Source organism: Allocoleopsis franciscana PCC 7113 (genome assembly GCF_000317515.1).
Classification (GTDB): Bacteria; Cyanobacteriota; Cyanobacteriia; order Cyanobacteriales; family Coleofasciculaceae; genus Allocoleopsis; species Allocoleopsis franciscana.
This window is the reverse complement of sequence record NC_019738.1, coordinates 1,264,067-1,279,200: the sequence shown is the minus strand read 5'-3', so window position 1 is coordinate 1,279,200 and position 15,134 is coordinate 1,264,067. Positions and strand designations below refer to the sequence as shown.

Below are 15,134 nucleotides of genomic sequence, written 5' to 3'. Positions count from 1 at the left end.
CCTTCGATGTTTCGTGTTTTGAATTGCACACTGAATTAGTAAGAGGTCAGATATGCAACCTGAAAAAATTTCTGCTGGATTACTTGTTGCCCTAGAAGACTACCAAGCAGAAGGTGCAGAAGCTTTAATTCCACTCAAGCGATCGCTGGGTATCATCTCCTCCCAAGAGAATCTGAAGCCAACCCGTACCGTTGTTTTTATCTACTGTGACGAGGATGCTAATCTTGAACACCTATCAGAATATGACATTTATGTCAACCAATCCACAGGTCGTGTGCGGACGGCAATCTTACCACTGGACAGTTTAGACCCCTTATCTGAAGAACCCGCCGTTCATCGCATCAAGCCATCACGCTACTTACAACTGCGGATGGATGTTGCCCCTGGTAAAGTGAATCTGCCCCAGTTTAAAAGCCAAACGGGGCTAACGGGCAAGGGCGTAATTGTTGGTATTGTGGACAGTGGCATTGACCCCACTCATCCCGCCTTCCAAGGACGGATTTTACGCATTTGGGACCAAGAACTACCGGGTTCGGGGGTGGCAGAGGGCGGCTATGGAATTGAATTGACCGAAGGACAACTGACCACATCCCGCGATATTGTAGGTCATGGAACCCACGTTGCGGGAATTGCTGCCGGTGTTGATGCCACTTATCCAGGGGTAGCACCTGGGGCAGAATATGTGATTGTTAAAAGCGACCTTCAGGATGCCCACATTGCCGATGGCATCCGCTACATTTTCCGGGTAGCTGGTGAATTGGGACGCCCAGCGGTTGTGAATCTTAGCCTCGGTGGACATGCCGATGCCCACGACGGTAGCGACTCGCTTTCCCAAATCATTGACGCCGAATCGGGGCCAGGACGAATTGTCTGCTGTGCGGCTGGTAATGAGGGCAATGATAACATTCATGGTCAAGCGATCGCACGACCAAGAACGACGCAAACTATGCGCTTTAACGTCCCTAACCGGGGTGTTGGAGTCGCCTGGTTAAACGGCTGGTATCCCGGTAACAGTACGTTGGAAGTTTCAGTGCGGACTCCCGGCGGATACGTGACACCGTTTCAACCCGTTATCACTGGCGACAATCCGGCACGAAATTACACCCTGCCTGATGCAGGGGTTCTAATTGCTACACCAGGCCCTGATCCAGTCAACGGCGACCATAATTTCTTCGTTCAGATTCGTGGTGTCAGCAATCTGGCTGTCAAAGGAGGAGTTTGGCAGTTGCGGTTACGTAATACTTCAACAACAGATGCACAGGTGGACGTGTGGACACTGGATGGACAACCCATTCCTCAAGTGATTTTTACGGGCAATAGCGCACAGGATTCGATGAAGATTGGTTCTCCAGGAGCCTCGAAGCGTGCCATCACAGTTGCTTCTTACACTACGAAAGTGGAATACATCGATATTGACAATATACCGCGACAAGTTGGATTGAATTTGGACGACATTTCTGACTTTAGTAGTGAAGGCCCGCTGCGTAATGGGGAGCAGAAGCCAGATTTAGCCGCACCTGGAGCAATGATTACTTCTGCGCTTTCGGTTGATTCAAGACCCTCGCGAGGGTCAATGGTGAATACTAATTATGTGGTGAATGCTGGTACGAGTATGGCGTGCCCATTCCTTGCGGGTATTGTTGCCCTACTGTTAGAGCAAGATCCGAGTCTTGAACCAGAGGTTGTGAAGGAACTGTTGCAAGAAAATAGTCAAATTCCAGGACAGCCAGCAGGGACTTTTGACATTAAATGGGGCTTTGGACTGATTAATGCTCTAAATTTATAGGCTTGTGATCGGTCTGTGATTCTGTAGGAGTGCAACGTTTTGTACTCCTATTTTTTTTAATGCGCTAGAAGGGTGGAAGGGTATTTAATTCAAAAAATTGACCATGAATTACAAGAAACTGGACACAGCGTTGGCGATGGCACTGAATGAAGTTCAGGACTCAGAAGAACAGAGTTTAGTCGTCTTTATTCACACTGAGCCGACTCCTGACGCGAAGGCTACTGCTTTGTTAGAAAGCTTGGGTGTTAACGTTACGAAGGGACAGGATGTGTTTACGGCAACCCTGTCTGCTAATGCTGTGTCACAGTTATCCGAACAGCCTTGGGTAAAGTATATGAGGCTATCTCAGAAGTTGCGATCGCTAGATTAATAGTTAATCAAATCGCTTTTACGCCTTCATTAGTCTAAAGTCCAATCATCTATTAGGAAGGGTTATAGTGGCACAGATAGGTAAATATCGGGAATGGAGCCGACAAACACAGTCACAGAGACAATTTATCGTTGGTACGGGGGAAAATGGGTATTGTTAAGACGCGATCGCACCCCTCCTTACCCTAAAACGCGATCGCTCCCTTGGCATAACCCCTAAGACGGGTTATCCTTCGCGCAGAAGCGGGATGCACAAGCTATGCAGGAAATTCGACCCCCAATTCACGCAAATATTAGCTATTACTGCACTTAAAACCAGAAATCACCACAAATCGACGACATTCTTCATCAAAACTTTATTGATCAACCCATTACGCAATCTTCACTTTTACTTTATAAGTATTACTTACAGTAGTCGAAATCAGGTTTGTATCAATTGATTCACTCGAACGGTAGAGGAAGTAAAAGCGTCATCCGCTTACACTAAGAAGCGTCAGATGGTGATTTAACATTACCCCCAGTATTAGCTTATGTTGTCCTGCCAGAATCCCCTATTACGTGTACTTGTGGTTGATGACCATGAATTAACGCGTGTCAGCCTGAAGTTAGCGCTTTCGGCACAAAGCCAGATCGATATCGTTGGCCTAGCTAGCAACGGCAAAGAAGCCATTGAAATGGTTGAGCGCTACCGCCCCGATGTGATTATCCTTGACCTACAAATGCCTGTCATGGATGGTCTTAGCGCTTCAACGCATATCAAAAGTATCGAACCGACGACTCAAATCATCGCCTACTCCTCAGTAGAAGACCCCCAGTTAGAGGTCATGAGCCAAACCGCGCCGATTGATGTTTTTTGTAAAAAAGACACCGCAACCAAAGACCTGATCAACTTAGTCAAGGAAATGGGTGACCGCAAAACCAACCCATTAGACGGCAGAGCGAATACAAGCGGCAACGATTAAGAGCGCTTATCAGAAATTGCCGCTCTGTAAAAAAACCGAAAAGAGCGGCTGAATGTTTCGTTTTACTAAATCAGAGGATGATCTCTTAGTTAGTTCCTGTTCCTTCGGGAAAAGTGAGCTTAAACTCTTCAATCAAGTCATCTAGTTCTTCCAGCGCCTGATTGACATCAATTCTCAGAGTCCCTAGATCGGGTTTCTCTAAAAGCTGTACCAGAGACTCCCGGTGGCTTTCAATCAGAGTAATCCGTTCCCGTAGCGTTTGTGGGTCCATCATGGGCTTACTTTACCTCACACTTATCTGCCTACAAATTAAGCCTAGCGCAGGAAAGGAGGACGTTTAGGATTCGTCGGCTTATTCTTGATTACCTCAGAAATAAACCGTTTGAGGGCTTTCTCTCGATTTTTCATAAAAGCCGACCAGAAGCCCGGTTGAAACTCATCCATCGTTTTAGCCAAAGCCCAGACATCCACTGCCAAGATGTTATACAGCGTTTCATCCTCTTGTTGCAAAGAATTGAGCTGGTCTAAAATTACACTATTTTTTTTTGTCGCTTTTTGATTTTCTTCTTTGATCATTTTAAAACTCTACTTTGGTATTGAGGACAGCAGACAAAGACGACAGATATATCTAAGCGGAGTCGTTTGAGCCATGACTCCTGCTAATTAATGTCTAACCGTGCAATCAGCTTATGGTGAACAAAGTCGCTGCGTTAGCGTAGCCATTCTGGAAAAATAGCCCCAGCAACCCAAAACCTGACCTAAAAAATTTCTACACTTTACACAAAGTCCCTGGGTCATAAACGGTTGTACACTCCCTTTTGATCCGAACCTGAGAAACAAAGCGGCATCCTGAGGACTGACTTTGTGCAATACACTCCAGATCTCACCCACAGGCAAGGATAATAAAGCTGAAGTGATTCCTGGAGAAATAACTTAATTACGATGTTACGTCAAACTTCCTTGGGAACGTTAGGTTTGTCGATTGGTGGCATTCTCACCCTGATGGGTTTTGTTGCCTATGCGACTGGCAATGCCACATTGAATCTGGTTGGATTCTTTTATGGGATTCCCATTTTACTGGGGGGGCTTGCCCTCACAGCCTCTGAATTAAAGCCTGTACCTTTGAGCCAACCCACACCGCCGTCCGTGCTCAAACTCCGAGAAATCCAAGCCACCTCCACCCAAAATCAAATTCGTAAAGACGTAATGCGATATCGTTACGGTCAAACAGCCCATCTAGATAGCTCTCTCGAAAGCCTGAAATTATCGCCCACCGATGAGGAAAGACCGTTGCTGGTGGGGTTACGAGAAACAGAAGTGGATGGGGCTTACACACTCATTTTAGAATTTGAGTCGCCCCTGATTCCCTTCGAGACGTGGCAAGAAAAGCGGGAGAAGATTGAAAAATTCTTCGGGCCGGATATCCGAGTTGATTTATCACAAGCTGAAGACAACCGTGTGGATGTGGCGCTGATTGCAACACCGCAACCCGTCACCAGCTAAACTTACTTTTCCAGACGCACGACGTACCACTGTAAGTACCCTTCCGGACCCACATCCAACTCACAGGACGTTTCCATCAGATACTGGGCTTGCTCCTGTAGGGCGGTAAACTTCTGCACATCACGCGGCAAATCATCCTGCCGTTGGCTCAAAACTGCCTTGAGTTTTTCGAGTAACTCTTCAGGGGTGAGGATTTGTTCAGGTTGGTTGGTTTCCAGAACAACATAGGCGTCCTCCTGGAACATAATCGAATCTCGCATTCTCAGGTCCTAGTTGAAGTTCGCTATGCTCAAGTGTACTGCTATCATCTTTTATCGTTGATATGTTTCTTTCCCTCAACTACGAACCCGCTTTAGAATCTTTGGGATATGACTACTTTGATGAAGTAGCAGCGGCAAATTTTCCTCGCCATATCCTGCGGTTTCGCAACGACCAAGTCTTACCAATACTGGGACTTAATCCTGAAGAAGTTACAGACGCTGATTTTATCCAAGCCTTTGGCAAATTTCAGGGAGTGCGACCCTTTTTGGCTTTGCGCTATCACGGCTATCAATTCGGCGAATATAACCCCAGGCTAGGGGATGGCAGAGGTTTTCTCTATGGGCAAGTCCGGGGTGTCGATGGCGAACTTTATGATTTTGGGACGAAAGGTTCTGGAACAACCCCCTATTCTAGAAGTGCGGATGGGAGACTCACGCTTAAAGGGGGTGTCAGGGAAGTCCTAGCGGCGGAGGCTTTGTACCATCTCGGCGTCCGCACGTCTCGTTGTTTGAGTTTGATTGAAACGGGGGAAAGTTTGTGGCGGGGTGATGAACCGTCTCCCACCCGTTCTTCTGTGATGGTGCGTTTTACCCGTTCTCACATCCGGTTTGGCACGTTTGAACGGTTGCACTACTTTAAACGTCCAGATTTAATTAAAAAGCTGTTAGACCACGTTATTGAGCAGTATTATCCCCAAATTACCCCTCCTGCTTCCCTTTCTAAGGGGGGAGAACCAGGAAAAGTTTTTAAGGTCGGGGAAACAGAAGTAGGTCAAGATGAGTGCAATCGCTACATCCAGTTTTATACGGAGTTAGTGGAACGAGTCGCTCAACTGGTGGCGCAGTGGATGGCAGCAGGCTTTTGTCACGCTGTCTTAAATACTGACAATATGTCGATTACGGGTGAAAGTTTTGATTATGGGCCTTATGCCTTTATCCCGACCTATGACCCGGCATTTACCGCTGCTTATTTTGACTATTATGGTCGCTACTGTTACGGCTATCAACCGGAAATTTGTCGCTGGAATTTAGAAATGCTTCAGCGACCTTTAGCGGCTGTAATTCCCCAGGCAGATATGGAGGACGCATTAGCAACATTTGGTGAGCATTACTACCGGAATTATCGGCAGTTAATGATTAATAAGCTAGGGTTTGAACAGCTACCGGAATCACAAGCCGAAGAGTTATTGGGATTAACGATTCAATTCCTTCAAGATAGTCAGATGGGATACCATGCTTTCTTCGCTGAATTAGCTCAGCAGTTTAACTCTAGTTGGAGGGATAATTTAGGTCAAATTCTCACTGGGGAGTCCTTTTTACCCTTCACCCAGTCGGTGTCATCTTTAGGGAAATGGAGAGAATTATATCACCACATTTTGCAAGATTTGTCAACGGATGAGTTGGAACATGTGGCTCAACAATTGAGGAATAAAAATCCGAAGACAGCTTTGCTGCGACCTGTGATTGAGGAAATTTGGCACGCTATTACCGAAAACGATAATTGGCAGCCTTTTTACGAATTGTTGAATCGGATACAGAATAAAGAATAATCAGTAAAAATTAATGGGTAATCACCTATTGGGTTTCGAGTTGAGCCTTAATCGTCAGGATTAATTGGGTTGTTGAAAACGGCTTAATCAGGTAACCATTTGCCCCCATCTCCTGAACAACTTTCTGGGGCTGATCAATGGGTTTAGCGGTGATAAAAATTAACGGAATCTTGGCTGTCAGTGAATTTTGACGCAGTTTTATCAACACTTGATAACCATTCAGTTCAGGCATCCTGATGTCACAAATGATCATGTCAGGCATCTTTTCCTCTGCCAATTGCAAGCCTAATAAACCGCTTTGACTTCCAATCACTTGAAACCCGTGTGTTTCCAGCAGCTCTAAAAGAGTTTCTAGAAATAACAAATTATCATCAATGACCAGAATTGTTGAGATTTTTAGATCTTGACTGTAATTTTTCACTCAGCCGTACCAATTTCAGGACTAGTCAATTGAAGCTATCCGTAGCCTAGTCTGTAGGCGGAAGGAAATAAAGGTAGATGAATTTCTGCTTGATTAATCTATCATTATCCTCAATCCCAAAACACCTCCCTAATAAAAAAAATTAAGTGTAGATTTGATGACAATGAGTTTCTGATTGATTTGTAAACTAAGGTTTGATGGAGCTAATTTTTTGAAAATTTAGATCGATGCCAAAAATACTTGCTTCATATCTTACAGATATTTAGTAAAAAAATCGTGGAGAATTCGGAAAGAAATCGAGAATAAAAAATGAAGAATGAACGGTCAAACTCCTCTATTCTTCATTGCCAGACCTTTAAAATATGGCTCAAGTCAATCTAAGGATAAAAGGGTAACTTAAGCTATTAAGCATTTCCCCTTTTTATGCTTGGTTACTGATAGATCTAATTTTTCTTCGACTCTTTAGGTCAGTGCTTTGAGGCGATAACCGATACCATGAACCGTTTCAATCAAATTAGTGGGAGCGCCAACCACTTTGAGTTTTTTTCGCAAACTCTTAATGTGAGTTTTGACGGTACCCTCTTCTGGCGGTTTCTCAAAAGACCAAAGCCGTTCAATGATTATATTGCGGCTCAAAATTCGTCGCCCATTGCGTAGCAGCAGTTCCAAAAGTTTATATTCTTTGGGGGTTAAGCGCAGGGTGTTGTCATGGTAGCTGACTTCGTAGGTGGCAGGGTCAAGATGCAAGTCTCCCCACTCCAGAATGGGAGATGAGACAGCACTCCCCCGCCGCAGCAGCGCCCGAATTCGCGCCAGTAACTCTGGAAAATCAAGGGGTTTGACCATGTAGTCATCAGCTCCAGCGTCTAAACCCAGGACTTTGTCGGTACTTGTATCGCGAGCTGTGACCATCAAAATGGGTACAGAATAGCCATGGGAACGCAATCGCTGACAGAGGCTAATACCATCCAGCTTGGGCAGCATGACATCGAGCAAAATTAAATCATACTCAAGAGCGCTGATTTGATTCCAAGCCGACTCTCCATCCGTAACAACCTCAACTACATGCAGGTGGTCTGTGAGGAATTCTGCGATAACTCCTGCTAGGAGTTCATCATCTTCTACGAGAAGAACTTTCATCGCAGGTAAATTGTGGAGGATTAAGGATTAAATAACACAAATAATAACGATAAAGATAAGACGTTAATAAAGGTTTTATGAACTAGGATTATTTTACCTCACTACTCCCTCCGTTGGTAGGGTGAAACTATGCGGCATAAAGCTAACGTGAATATCCTCTTGGTTGATGACCAGCCGCACTATTTGCTGGAGTTAGAAGCAATACTGGAGAGTCTGGGACACAATTTGGTGAAAGCTGATTCCGGTGAACAAGCGCTGAGATATTTACTGAATCAGGAGTTTGCTTTAATTCTCCTGGATGTGCAAATGCCAGAAATGGATGGATTGGAGACGGCAAAGCGGATTCGAGACACACCAAATGGGCACCACACTCCAGTAATTTTTATTGCAGATAGCAGTAGTGCACAAACGGGAGAGAGTTCAGGTGAGACTCAGCGAAAATATGCGCGGGGAAAGCCAAGCAAGCCCCATCCGCAAAGCCATCCCAGCGATACTGAGGTATTGAAAGCTTATGCCCTAGGTGCGGTGGACTATTTGTTTAAGCCCCTTGTCCCGGAAATCTTGCGCTCGAAAGTGACAGCATGGATTAGTCTGTTTCAGGAAACACAAGTTCTGAGACAACGAACCGCCCAACTGGAAGCGGCAATGCAACAATTGCAACAGGAAAGTGCTCAGGGCAAACAAGCAGAACTTGCCCTCCAGGAATTAAACCAGCAATTGGAACTCAGAGTGCAGCAACGCACCGCCGAGTTACAACAGGCGAACGAACGACTGCAAGCCGAAGTCGAAGAGCGGCGTCAAGCGGCGGCAGCCTTGCGAACGAGTGAAGCCCGCTATAAAGCCATTGTGCAGAATTCTTACGATATCATTACCTTCACCGATGAGCAGGACAATATTTATTACCAAAATTCAACAAGAGAGCGAATCTTGGGCTATCCGGTAACAGAATCATCCTGCAAGCGACCGGCCCATGAAGTTCATTTGGATGATATTTCCAAAGTGCAAGCCGCGATGTCTGCTATCTTGGCTCAACCGGGAATGCCTGTAACGGTTGAGTACCGCATGAAGCGGGCGGATGGCTCTTGGGCGTGGTTAGAAAGTGTCGCGACAAACTGGCTGAGTAATCCCGATATTAGAGCGATTGTGGCTAATAGTCGCGATATTAGCGAACACAAACAAGCTCAGGAGGTATTGCGACAACGAACACAACGCGAGCGATTGATTTCAGCCAGTATTCAGCGCATCCGAGAGACATTAGATTTAGATGTGATTCTTTCTACCACAGTGGAAGAAGTGCGGCAATTTCTTCAGGTGGATCGAGTCTTAGTCTATCGGATTTGGCCGGATAGTACGGGAAGTACAATTGCTGAGTCCGTGGTTCCTGGTTGTTTGAGAATTCTCGGACACACTTTTCCCCCCGAAGTCTTTCCGCCCGAATTTCATCATTGGTACTGCCAGGGGCGAGTTCGTGCGATTGTCCATCCCGAAACGGATCAGGTGTCACCTTGCTTGATTGACTTTCTGAAGGAGTGGGGAGTGAAGTCTAAGCTGGTTGTACCCATTGTGTACCAGGGGGAACTTTGGGGGCTATTGATTGCTCATCACTGCTCTCAACCCAGGCAATGGCAGCCTTTAGAGATGGATTTACTCCAGCAATTAGCGATTCAGTTAGCGATCGCTATCCACCAAGCCAACCTCTATCAACAGCTACAATTGAAACTTGCCGAGCGCAAGGAAGCGGAGAATGCCCTGCGTCAAGCTCGTGATCAACTCGAAATTCGAGTCATCGAGCGCACTGCCGAGTTAACTCGGATTAACGCCTCTCTCCAAGCTGAAATCCGAGAACGGATTGCCGCTGAACAAGCACTCAGAACCAGCGAGGAACGGTTTCGGGTGGCGCTGAAGAATTCACCCACTACCGTCTTCAATCAGGACATCGACTTACGCTACACTTGGCTCTATAATTCTCTCTTTGGTTTCTCCTTCGAGCAGGTTGTTGGCCAGTTAGATTGTGAACTGTTTGGGACTGAGGATGGTCAACGACTCACAGCCATCAAGCGCCAAGTGTTGACAACAGGGGTGGGGAGCCGGGAAGAAACCTCTATGACCATCAACGGTGAAATTCGCCACTACGACTTAACGGTAGAGCCGTTGCTGGGGTCAAATCGAGATATTACTGGCATTACCTGCGCCGCTATGGACATTACCGAAATCCTTGCCAGGGAACAGCAGTTACGAGCGATTTTCGAGAGTTCACTGGATGCGATCGCTATAATCGACAATCAGGGCACTTATGTAGAGGTCAATCCTGCCGCTTGCCAGCTCTTTAACCGACCCCTGGCTGAACTCCTGGGTCAGTCGATTGCCGATTTGATCGCACCAGATTGCGATTTTAAACGAGTATGGCGCACGGTGGTTGTACTGGGACAGGGAAGGGGAGAACTGCGGCTGTTGCGTCCCGATGGTAGCGTGCGAGATGTTGAGTATGCGGCTAAAGCGAGTTTCTTGCCAGGGCGGCATCTTGCTGTGTTAAGAGATATCACAGAGCGTAAGCAGACTGAAGAAATTCGCCGTGCCTTGGCAGCGGAACAAGAACTGAGAAGAGTTCAACTCCGCTTTTTCTCCATGGTTTCCCATGAATTTCGCACGCCCTTGAGTACGATTTTAGGCAGCGCCCAATTACTTAAATCGTACACTCCGGCATGGACGGAGGAAAAAAAGCTGAGAAATCTCAGTCGGATCGAAACGGCTGCTAAAAACATGACTCAACTGCTGGACGACCTTTTAACCATTAATCGAGCCGAAAGCGGTAAATTAGAGTTTCATCCTCAGCCGATCAATTTGGAAAAATTTTGTCGTTCTTTGATAGAAGATTTGCAACTTAATGCTGACCCTAAGCATCAAATTTGTTTAACGATTCAGGGGTCGTGTCCGACCGCTTCTGTTGATGAAAAATTAATCCGTTCAATCTTGAATAATTTATTATCTAATGCCCTAAAATATTCGCCTCAGGGGGGGGAGATTCATCTGGTTTTAATCTGTAGTAAAAAAGAGGCTATTTTCCAAATCAAAGATGCAGGGATTGGCATTCCCTTAGAAGACCAATCCCATCTGTTTGAGCTATTTCATCGTGGAAAAAACATCGCCAATATTACAGGAACTGGCTTAGGTCTTAGCGTCGTTAAACAATGTCTAGACTTACAAGGAGGAGAAATTTCAATTGATAGTCAAGTGGGAGTTGGGACAACCGTAACCGTTAAAATTCCCCTGGCTTCGGCTCGTTGTTCTTTGACTCAACTTAAGATGAATCAATAAACTTTTGAGGATGCTAAAAACTGCCGAAAAATAGTGCTATTTTTTCTACTCTGGAAAATCTGGAATCACCCATTGAGGAGGTTGCGTCATCTTTTTGCGTCGGGCTTCTTCAGCCATTTCTAGCATCCTATCCAGCGAAGTCTCTTGGATGAATTTGGACGCTTCTGTAGCAAATTCCTTGTTAGGGCATTGGTCTCCTAAAACACAGCCGTTGATACAGGCTTCGGCACAGTTTATGGTAGATTCCACAGTAATTTCCTCTTTTTAACTCTCCAGACAATCAGCGGACAATTTTTTCATATTCTAATTCAAAGGAAGATTGAAACCCCTCATCCCTCCCCGCAAGGGGGAGGGAGCAATGCTTTAGGGCAGATCGGCGTTACTTAACGGATACAGCATCCACATCCACCGTCTGATCTGTGACGTTCTCGGTGCTGGAAGCCACTGTTTCGCCTTTACGAGATTTGGCTGTATCAATGAGCAACTGGGAAACCTCGGAAACCAACAAGGTCAAAATTACGACATCATCGATTTGCCCAATGATAGGGATAAAGTCAGGGGAGATATCAATAGGGCTAGCAATATAAAGGAGCGAACCCAAAATGACCCACCAACGATATTTGGGATTCCGAAGCGTATTGCGATACCAGTTGTAAATTGATTGGGGAAAATTGTTCATGTGTCTACCCTCTAGTTACTATTAATATTGCCAAATCCCTTCAGCAACTTCCGGTGTGGATAACCCCCCTGATTTTGTCGAGTGTTAACCCACCAAGGGATTGGCACGGGGGATGGGGACGAAGCGTCTGATCAGAGGTGGCAAAGAACCGCTTCCTCTGCTCCCTTGCTGGTTGCCCCCTGTGGCAGCTCCCATTCCCCTAAATGCTCCTGTAGAGGGTTATGCAGGTGCAACAGTGGAGCTAGGTTAGTGAACTAATCAGAGAAAATCAGGTTAGCCTCTTTGCAAGTTGCTCGAAATCCATAGAATTGGAATGGCTTGCATCTTTACAATGACCAGGTGTGCTCATTCAGTCAAGGGAGGTAAGAACAAACGGTGGATATTAGGGAAATTATTCAAAAGGGCGGACCAGCAATGTGGCCATTGTTGGTCTTATCAATCCTCGCTTTGGGCACAATCTTAGAACGAATGTGGTTTTGGACAAGCATCTTGTGGAGAGAACGCAAAATTGTTGAGCGTGTACTCGATGCAGCAGAGAGCAACTGGCAAGCCGCCACAGAGATGGCTCTTGAGGGCAGGCGACAGCCCATTGGGCGATATCTCTATGCTCCTTTACGACTCGTTAACCCTGACCCAGAAGTGTTTCGGCTGGCATTGGAGGCGGCAGCGGATGATGAGTTGGCTTTAATGCGTCGGGGAGATAAGCTCATGGAAGCCGTGATTACGATATCGCCACTCCTGGGGTTACTCGGTACGGTTCTGGGCTTGATTCGCTCTTTGCGTTCAATTAGTTTTAGTGACCTAGGAACCGCTTCAGTCGCTGGCGTGCCGATTGGGATTGGAGAAGCCTTAATTAGCACGGCGGCAGGGATGATTATTGCGATTGTCAGTCTGGTTTTCTATCGATTTTTTCAAGCCTTGTGGTACAACCAGGTCAGAATCTTCCGTAAAGCTGGGAGTGAGTTAGAGTTGCTCTACCGACAAGATTGGTTACAAGGCGAAATCTCTGACACTCTTAACAATTCTGACACTTCTAATTCCGTAAAGCTGAAGCCGGCAGAGATTCCTGAAGTCTCTGAAAAGTAAATTGACTCAATACTACCCTTAAGCGAATCGTGACGATAGTATGGCAGCACGGCTGGAATAACTTATGTCTTCTAACAGAAAAATTCGTCCAAATCCGACTCAGGTGACAGCCCGTCCTCTAAGGCTTCGGATAGATACCCAAACCGAAGATGTTCGGATTGAGCTGATTCCGCTAATTGATGTCATTTTTTGTATTTTGACGTTTTTCTTGCTGTCAGCCGTGGGTTTGTCTCGTCAGCAAGCCATCAATGTCGATATCGCGGTACCCAAAGCCAGTACTGGGACGCCACAGGGACGGCAGATTTTAGTGGTTAGCCTCAATGAACTCGGTCAAGTTTACGTTGAGAAGCAGCCAATCACGACGGACACGGATTTTCGGCAAAAATTAAGAGACTATCGTCAAAAGAACCCCGATGGATTGATGGTTCTGTATGCTTCGGCGAATGCCAGTTATAACAAGGTTGTGCAGGTTTTAGATTTGCTGAGGGATGAAGGAGGCGCTCGCGTAGCACTAGCCACCATCCCTGGGAAAACCGATCAGGGAGCTGTCTTCAATCCGGCGGCTCCCCCCGCCACGGGTGTTCCTAGCTACACCCCTTATCCAGGTGAGGGTTCTCTGGGGACTTATCCTTATGGCACGTTCAATCCCGCTAACCCCGTCAACCCAGCTCAACCACAAGTTCTGGGTAATCCAGGACAACCACTGCCAGGAGTACCCGGTGTTAGCCCAGGCAGTCCACCACCATTGCCTGGACAATCAGGGGTTAACCCTGGGAATCCAGCCGCACCGGCTCCTGGTACGCAGGTGGCTCCAGGAAATTCAGCCGCGCCGACTCCTGGTACTCAGGTGGCTCCCAGAACCAATACCTCTCCAGGAAATTCAGCCGCACCGACTCCTGGTACTTAGGTGGCTCCCAGAACCAATACCCCTCCTAGAGAGTCGGTTCAGTAATCTTGAAAACGTCGAACTTTAGTAGGGGCAGTACCCTAATTCTTGCCCCAAATTTATCATGGGAATTTTCAATAAAAATCCAGGAATTAACCCCATTATTGGCTTAATTTCTTATGCTTTATTTTTGGGTCTTATTGCCACAACTCTAATTTCTGTTGTTAGCTCCTTAAGAGGAAATATTTTTTTAGAACTTCTTTCTCCTTTTAAGTTTCAGTACTTCTTGTTGACTTTATTTCTATGTGGCCTGCTTCTACTAACTCGCAACAAAAAATTAATTATTATTAGGTTATTTTGTTTATCGATTATTTTAGTTGAAATTGCTCCTTGGTACATTCCTCAAACGGGTATAGAAATCAATAATCCAACTAAACTAAGAGTTTTAAGTTCAAATGTAAACGTTGAAAATCAGAAATATTCTCAAGTTTTGTCACTCGTTCGGCGAGAAAAACCGGATATTGCTGTTTTTATGGAGATTCATCAAGATTGGGTCAAACAGTTAGATACCTTAAAAGATATTCTGCCCTATTCAATTGTTAAGGCTAATCCCTATAATCTCGGCATTGCGCTCTATAGCAAGCGCCCCCTAGAAAAGGCTTCTTTCGCTTTTTTGGGCACAACTCAAAATCCCAGTATAGTAGGAAAATTAAATATCAATGGACAAATCGTTTCCCTGGTGGCGGCTCATCCACCACCCCCAATTAAGTCGGCTTTATTTAAAGCCCGTAATCAGCAGTTAGAGGCAATCGGCAAATATATCAAATCTGTTTCAACCCCAGTACTCGTGATGGGTGATTTAAATATTACGATGTGGTCGCCCTACTATAAACGGTTAATGAGTCAGGCTGGGCTGAAAAATGCTCGTCAAGGATTCGGAATTGTCCCCACATGGCCGCTCAAAACAGATTATCCTCCTTACTCCAAAATGCCCGTTCTGTTCACTCGGCTATTCTCGATTCCCATCGATCATTGCTTGATTAGTCCACAGATTAAAGTAGCGAAAATTCGGGCTGGGTCATCTGTCGGTTCAGATCATCGACCTTTAATTACAGATTTGGTTTTGCCTGATAAAAAGGGTTATATCAATTTCCCTTAATGAGACTAAAGATTAGAT

At 45.8% G+C, this 15,134-nt stretch carries 17 protein-coding genes; 10 read left to right on the top strand and 7 right to left on the bottom strand.

What is annotated here, in order from left to right:
- Positions 1 to 52 precede the first annotated feature (52 nt).
- The 4 genes from MIC7113_RS05375 (at position 53) to MIC7113_RS05365 (ending at position 3,117) form a co-directional block, all read left to right on the top strand.
- A complete protein-coding gene (locus MIC7113_RS05375; RefSeq protein ID WP_015181163.1) occupies positions 53 to 1,786 on the top strand; it encodes a S8 family peptidase in 1,734 nt (577 codons plus the stop codon).
- Positions 1,787 to 1,889: 103 nt separating this feature from the next.
- Positions 1,890 to 2,156 (top strand): hypothetical protein, encoded by a 267-nt coding sequence (locus MIC7113_RS05370; protein ID WP_015181162.1) that lies wholly within the window; start codon positions 1,890 to 1,892, stop codon positions 2,154 to 2,156.
- Between the two features lie 93 nt (positions 2,157 to 2,249).
- Positions 2,250 to 2,375, top strand: coding sequence for a hypothetical protein (locus tag MIC7113_RS38550; RefSeq protein ID WP_256374794.1), 126 nt, complete (start codon positions 2,250 to 2,252; stop codon positions 2,373 to 2,375).
- Between the two features lie 310 nt (positions 2,376 to 2,685).
- The gene (locus MIC7113_RS05365; protein WP_015181161.1) at positions 2,686 to 3,117 is read left to right on the top strand and encodes a response regulator; all 432 of its coding nucleotides are present in this window, start codon (positions 2,686 to 2,688) and stop codon (positions 3,115 to 3,117) included.
- Between the two features lie 85 nt (positions 3,118 to 3,202).
- Here the strand turns inward: MIC7113_RS05365 and MIC7113_RS05360 are convergent, their stop codons facing one another.
- Both MIC7113_RS05360 and MIC7113_RS05355 read right to left on the bottom strand, forming a co-directional pair.
- Complete coding sequence (locus MIC7113_RS05360; protein ID WP_041779906.1) at positions 3,203 to 3,388, bottom strand: hypothetical protein; 186 nt, start codon at positions 3,386 to 3,388, stop codon at positions 3,203 to 3,205.
- Between the two features lie 44 nt (positions 3,389 to 3,432).
- Positions 3,433 to 3,693 carry a hypothetical protein gene (locus MIC7113_RS05355; RefSeq protein WP_015181159.1) on the bottom strand — a complete coding sequence of 87 codons (261 nt, stop codon included), beginning with the start codon at positions 3,691 to 3,693 and terminating at the stop codon, positions 3,433 to 3,435.
- 366 nt (positions 3,694 to 4,059) lie between these two features.
- Here MIC7113_RS05355 and MIC7113_RS05350 point away from each other — a divergent pair, with 366 nt between their 5' ends.
- Entirely contained in the window at positions 4,060 to 4,620 is a 561-nt protein-coding gene (locus tag MIC7113_RS05350; RefSeq protein ID WP_015181158.1) for a DUF2854 domain-containing protein, read from the top strand.
- Between the two features lie 2 nt (positions 4,621 to 4,622).
- Here MIC7113_RS05350 and MIC7113_RS05345 read toward each other — a convergent pair whose 3' ends face one another.
- On the bottom strand, positions 4,623 to 4,880 hold the full coding sequence (locus MIC7113_RS05345; RefSeq protein ID WP_015181157.1) for a chlororespiratory reduction protein 7: 258 nt from the start codon (positions 4,878 to 4,880) through the stop codon (positions 4,623 to 4,625).
- Between the two features lie 62 nt (positions 4,881 to 4,942).
- Between MIC7113_RS05345 and MIC7113_RS05340 the strand changes: the two genes are divergently transcribed.
- Positions 4,943 to 6,430, top strand: a complete 1,488-nt coding sequence (locus MIC7113_RS05340) for a protein adenylyltransferase SelO (protein ID WP_015181156.1) — start codon at positions 4,943 to 4,945, stop codon at positions 6,428 to 6,430.
- A gap of 25 nt (positions 6,431 to 6,455) precedes the next feature.
- Here MIC7113_RS05340 and MIC7113_RS05335 read toward each other — a convergent pair whose 3' ends face one another.
- Positions 6,456 to 6,851: a response regulator transcription factor gene (locus MIC7113_RS05335; RefSeq protein ID WP_015181155.1), complete on the bottom strand. Its 396-nt coding sequence runs from the start codon at positions 6,849 to 6,851 to the stop codon at positions 6,456 to 6,458.
- A gap of 462 nt (positions 6,852 to 7,313) precedes the next feature.
- Positions 7,314 to 7,991, bottom strand: coding sequence for a response regulator transcription factor (locus MIC7113_RS05330; protein WP_015181154.1), 678 nt, complete (start codon positions 7,989 to 7,991; stop codon positions 7,314 to 7,316).
- 129 nt (positions 7,992 to 8,120) lie between these two features.
- Here MIC7113_RS05330 and MIC7113_RS33060 point away from each other — a divergent pair, with 129 nt between their 5' ends.
- On the top strand, positions 8,121 to 11,306 hold the full coding sequence (locus tag MIC7113_RS33060; RefSeq protein WP_015181153.1) for a PAS domain S-box protein: 3,186 nt from the start codon (positions 8,121 to 8,123) through the stop codon (positions 11,304 to 11,306).
- 45 nt (positions 11,307 to 11,351) lie between these two features.
- Here the strand turns inward: MIC7113_RS33060 and MIC7113_RS05320 are convergent, their stop codons facing one another.
- Both MIC7113_RS05320 and MIC7113_RS05315 read right to left on the bottom strand, forming a co-directional pair.
- Positions 11,352 to 11,555: a hypothetical protein gene (locus tag MIC7113_RS05320; protein WP_015181152.1), complete on the bottom strand. Its 204-nt coding sequence runs from the start codon at positions 11,553 to 11,555 to the stop codon at positions 11,352 to 11,354.
- Between the two features lie 130 nt (positions 11,556 to 11,685).
- Positions 11,686 to 11,985, bottom strand: a complete 300-nt coding sequence (locus tag MIC7113_RS05315) for a YkvA family protein (RefSeq protein WP_015181151.1) — start codon at positions 11,983 to 11,985, stop codon at positions 11,686 to 11,688.
- A 414-nt stretch (positions 11,986 to 12,399) separates the two neighbouring features.
- Here MIC7113_RS05315 and MIC7113_RS05310 point away from each other — a divergent pair, with 414 nt between their 5' ends.
- From MIC7113_RS05310 to MIC7113_RS05300, 3 genes are all read left to right on the top strand, one after another.
- Positions 12,400 to 13,071, top strand: a complete 672-nt coding sequence (locus tag MIC7113_RS05310) for a MotA/TolQ/ExbB proton channel family protein (protein ID WP_390464699.1) — start codon at positions 12,400 to 12,402, stop codon at positions 13,069 to 13,071.
- A 64-nt stretch (positions 13,072 to 13,135) separates the two neighbouring features.
- The gene (locus MIC7113_RS33055) at positions 13,136 to 13,978 is read left to right on the top strand and encodes an ExbD/TolR family protein (RefSeq protein ID WP_015181149.1); all 843 of its coding nucleotides are present in this window, start codon (positions 13,136 to 13,138) and stop codon (positions 13,976 to 13,978) included.
- A 103-nt stretch (positions 13,979 to 14,081) separates the two neighbouring features.
- The gene (locus tag MIC7113_RS05300) at positions 14,082 to 15,116 is read left to right on the top strand and encodes an endonuclease/exonuclease/phosphatase family protein (RefSeq protein WP_015181148.1); all 1,035 of its coding nucleotides are present in this window, start codon (positions 14,082 to 14,084) and stop codon (positions 15,114 to 15,116) included.
- Positions 15,117 to 15,134: the final 18 nt, after the last annotated feature.

Bases quoted from the DNA above. Each gene is read 5' to 3' on its own strand.
- MIC7113_RS05375 (WP_015181163.1), top strand. From the start codon at position 53: ATGCAACCTGAAAAAATTTCTGCTGGATTACTTGTTGCCCTAGAAGAC.
- MIC7113_RS05370 (WP_015181162.1), top strand. From the start codon at position 1,890: ATGAATTACAAGAAACTGGACACAGCGTTGGCGATGGCACTGAATGAA.
- MIC7113_RS38550 (WP_256374794.1), top strand. From the start codon at position 2,250: ATGGAGCCGACAAACACAGTCACAGAGACAATTTATCGTTGGTACGGG.
- MIC7113_RS05365 (WP_015181161.1), top strand. From the start codon at position 2,686: ATGTTGTCCTGCCAGAATCCCCTATTACGTGTACTTGTGGTTGATGAC.
- MIC7113_RS05360 (WP_041779906.1), bottom strand. From the start codon at position 3,388: ATGGACCCACAAACGCTACGGGAACGGATTACTCTGATTGAAAGCCAC.
- MIC7113_RS05355 (WP_015181159.1), bottom strand. From the start codon at position 3,693: ATGATCAAAGAAGAAAATCAAAAAGCGACAAAAAAAAATAGTGTAATT.
- MIC7113_RS05350 (WP_015181158.1), top strand. From the start codon at position 4,060: ATGTTACGTCAAACTTCCTTGGGAACGTTAGGTTTGTCGATTGGTGGC.
- MIC7113_RS05345 (WP_015181157.1), bottom strand. From the start codon at position 4,880: ATGCGAGATTCGATTATGTTCCAGGAGGACGCCTATGTTGTTCTGGAA.
- MIC7113_RS05340 (WP_015181156.1), top strand. From the start codon at position 4,943: ATGTTTCTTTCCCTCAACTACGAACCCGCTTTAGAATCTTTGGGATAT.
- MIC7113_RS05330 (WP_015181154.1), bottom strand. From the start codon at position 7,991: ATGAAAGTTCTTCTCGTAGAAGATGATGAACTCCTAGCAGGAGTTATC.
- MIC7113_RS33060 (WP_015181153.1), top strand. From the start codon at position 8,121: ATGCGGCATAAAGCTAACGTGAATATCCTCTTGGTTGATGACCAGCCG.
- MIC7113_RS05315 (WP_015181151.1), bottom strand. From the start codon at position 11,985: ATGAACAATTTTCCCCAATCAATTTACAACTGGTATCGCAATACGCTT.
- MIC7113_RS05310 (WP_390464699.1), top strand. From the start codon at position 12,400: ATGTGGCCATTGTTGGTCTTATCAATCCTCGCTTTGGGCACAATCTTA.
- MIC7113_RS33055 (WP_015181149.1), top strand. From the start codon at position 13,136: ATGTCTTCTAACAGAAAAATTCGTCCAAATCCGACTCAGGTGACAGCC.
- MIC7113_RS05300 (WP_015181148.1), top strand. From the start codon at position 14,082: ATGGGAATTTTCAATAAAAATCCAGGAATTAACCCCATTATTGGCTTA.